Annotated in this window: 3 protein-coding genes; 1 reads left to right on the forward strand and 2 read right to left on the reverse strand. The window is 63.4% G+C overall.

The features are described from left to right. Positions 1 to 1,190: MMPL family transporter (locus VFW69_RS21660; protein WP_526504430.1), on the forward strand; the 1,190-nt coding region annotated here is incomplete at its 5' end. Between the two features lie 52 nt (positions 1,191 to 1,242). On the opposite strand, the gene lipL is transcribed toward VFW69_RS21660, so the two are convergent. Together lipL and VFW69_RS21670 are read right to left on the reverse strand one after the other, a co-directional pair. After that, positions 1,243 to 2,529 carry an esterase/beta-lactamase LipL gene (gene lipL, locus VFW69_RS21665; protein ID WP_526504432.1) on the reverse strand — a complete coding sequence of 429 codons (1,287 nt, stop codon included), beginning with the start codon at positions 2,527 to 2,529 and terminating at the stop codon, positions 1,243 to 1,245. A 62-nt stretch (positions 2,530 to 2,591) separates the two neighbouring features. Further along, a partial coding sequence (locus VFW69_RS21670; protein WP_526504434.1) for a P-loop NTPase family protein occupies positions 2,592 to 2,978 on the reverse strand: 387 nt, incomplete at its 5' end.

The following is a 2,978-nucleotide window of genomic DNA, read 5'->3' on the forward strand; positions in this document are numbered from 1 at the left end:
ACATCCCGATATGCTTTTCGTTGAGAGCGATATTCGACACAATCGACGGTGTGGACGAACTCAGCGATAAAATGGACGGCCTGGTCAAAGACCTCGTGAACTTGGACGCGCTCTTACCCCAGTTGCTGGCGCAATATCCCACCATGATCGCGATGGCAGAAGATGCCCGGAACATGATTCTGAAAATGCACAGCACCATGGCCGGCATGATGAACGGGATGGATGAATCGAGCCAAAACTCCGCCGCGATGGGTGAGGCGTTCGACGCGGCCAAGAACGACGATTCGTTCTATCTGCCACCGGAAGTTTTCGACAACGCGGACTTCAAGAAGGCGATGGAGTCGTTCTTATCTCCGGATGGAAAAGCTGCTCGGTTCATCATTTCGCACAGGGGGGACCCCGCCACGCCCGAGGGCATAGCGAGGATCGACAAGATCAGAACGGCGGCAGAGGAGGCGCTCAAGACGACGCCCCTCGAGAGTGCCAACGTCTATCTCGCCGGGACGGCGTCGACATTCAAGGATTTCCACGACGGGGCTAAATACGACCTGTATATCGCGGGAATCGGTGCGCTCTGTCTCATTTTCATCATCATGCTTATCCTCACCCGAAGTTTTGTAGCCGCGCTGGTTATCGTCGGTACGGTGGCGCTGTCGTTGGGTGCGTCGTTTGGGCTATCAGTGCTGATTTGGCAGTATGTTTTGGGCTTCAAATTGCACTGGATGGTGCTGCCGATGTCCGTCATCGTCCTTTTGGCGGTGGGGTCTGACTACAACTTGCTGCTGGTGTCCCGAATGAAAGAGGAAATAGCCAGCGGGATCAACACCGGCATCATCCGCGCGATGGCCGGCACCGGCAAGGTCGTGACGAATGCGGGCCTGGTCTTCGCCTTCACCATGGCCTCGATGGCAGCGAGCGATTTGCGGATTATCGGTCAGGTGGGCACGACCATCGGTCTGGGGCTGCTGTTCGACACCTTGGTCGTTCGCTCGTTCATGACGCCGTCCATCGCCGCGCTACTCGGACGTTGGTTCTGGTGGCCGCAGATAGTTCGTACGCGTCCGCCCAGCCGGATGCTTCGCTCCCGACCGCCACGGCCGGTCGTGCGCGAACTGCTCGGGGAGAAGTTCGGCGGCGACGACGCGGTCACTGCCCCGATCCCGAGGCCTTCCAGGCTTCCGTCCTACTAGTCACGGCCGCCGCCGCGGGCTCTTTTCAACGCCCGGTGGCCGACAACCCCGGTCAACCGGCGACCGCTCCCGGCTCGAAATAGGGTGCACCGTATTCGGTGATCGGTTTGAAACCGCGCTTGCGCGCTTTCTCGGCAGCCTTGCGGATCAGCGCATAGATTCCGACGAACGCAGCGTGATCGGTCATCACGAACGGTGTCAGCAGCCGGTTGTGCACCAGCGAGAAAGCCACCCCGCTTGCCGGATCGGTCCAGCCGACCGAACCACCCAGGCCGACATGGCCGAAGCCGGGCATCACGCTGCCGATCGGCAAGCTGTGGTAGCCCAGGTGAAAAGCCAATGGCACGTAGAGGTTCCGGTCCGGGCGCAGGCTCCGCTCCCCCGTCAGACCCGTGACCAGCTGGCGGGAGAGGAATCGCACGCCCTCAACCTCGCCACCGTTGGCGATGGCGCCGTACATCCGGGCCAGCCCACGCGCCGTCACTACGCCGTTGGCCGCCGGGATTTCCGCATCGAGCAAAGGAACATCGCCTCGAACGGCGCCCATCAGGCCTTTGAAGTACATCGACCGGTATGCCCCGGACATCCCGTTGGCGACCTTGCGAGTCACATAGCCCACGACAGGGTTTCCGATCATGCTCTGCGGGCAGATGATCTCGGCGACCTGGGTCGGCGCCTCGGCCGGGGGCCGGCCGAGGTGCAGGCCGTCCGTACCCAACGGCTGGGCGAGCTCCTCGCGGATCAGCGTGCCCATGCCTTGACCCGTCACGGCCCGGCCCAGACCCGACATCAGCCAGCCGAAGGTCAGCGCATGATATGCCGATTTGCCCATTAGCCGTCCGGGAGCCGCCGCGGCCAGCCTTTCCTCCATCACGACGTGATCGAGCAGTTCGGCCAGAGTGGCGCCGCGCAAGCCCGACAGGCCGGCCTGGTGTCGCATCACCTGCCGCACGGTCAAGTCGGCCTTGCCGTTCGCCGCGAACTCGGGCCAATACTCGGCGACGGGAGCCTCATAGTCGATCAGCCCGCGGTCCGCGAGCCGGTGGATGACGGTGGCGGCCATCCCCTTGGTCGCCGAGAACACCATCGGGGCGGTGTCCGCCATCCACGGCCGCTGCCCGCCGCGGTCGGCCCACCCCGCCCAGACGTCCACGACGGGTTGGCCGTCGAGATACACCGCCAGCGCGCCGCCGCCGAAACGGCGGGCGGGAAACATACTGGAGAAGCTGCGAACGACGCATCCGAAGTGTGAGTCCGCTGCGCCGGACACACGATGACCTGCGTCAAGGTCATCGCGGACAGGGACCGCGCGGCGATCGACTCGGGTTTCCACCGTCACAATTTCGAATTTACTTGGATTTCACACCCGGCAGGAGCGTAATCAGATTGTTTATCTATCCGTTATTCTGACGCTGCCGATAATATTTGCTGGGCGGCCAGCGCGGGGGTCAGCTCCCCCGCCTTGACCTGCCGTTCGATGTCGGCGCGCATCTTGCGCACCTTCGGGCTGGACAACAGCCGGTCCAGCACCGCGTCGCGCACCAGCTGCCAGGTCCAGTCGACCAGCTGGGCCCGGCGGCGCGCCTCGAATTCCCCCGCCTCGCTAAGCACCTGTCGATGACGTTCGATGGTGTCCCACAATTCTTCGAGGCCCGTTCCCTCGGCCGCGCTCATCGTGAGAACGGGTGGCCGCCAGAGGGTTTCGCGCGGATGTATCAGCCGAATGGCCCCGGACAGCTCGCGCGCCGCCGAGCGAGCCTCGGCGAGGTGATCCCCGTCGGCCTTGTT

The sequence above is a fragment of the Mycobacterium sp. genome (genome assembly GCF_036273375.1).
Lineage (GTDB): Bacteria > Actinomycetota > Actinomycetes > Mycobacteriales > Mycobacteriaceae > Mycobacterium.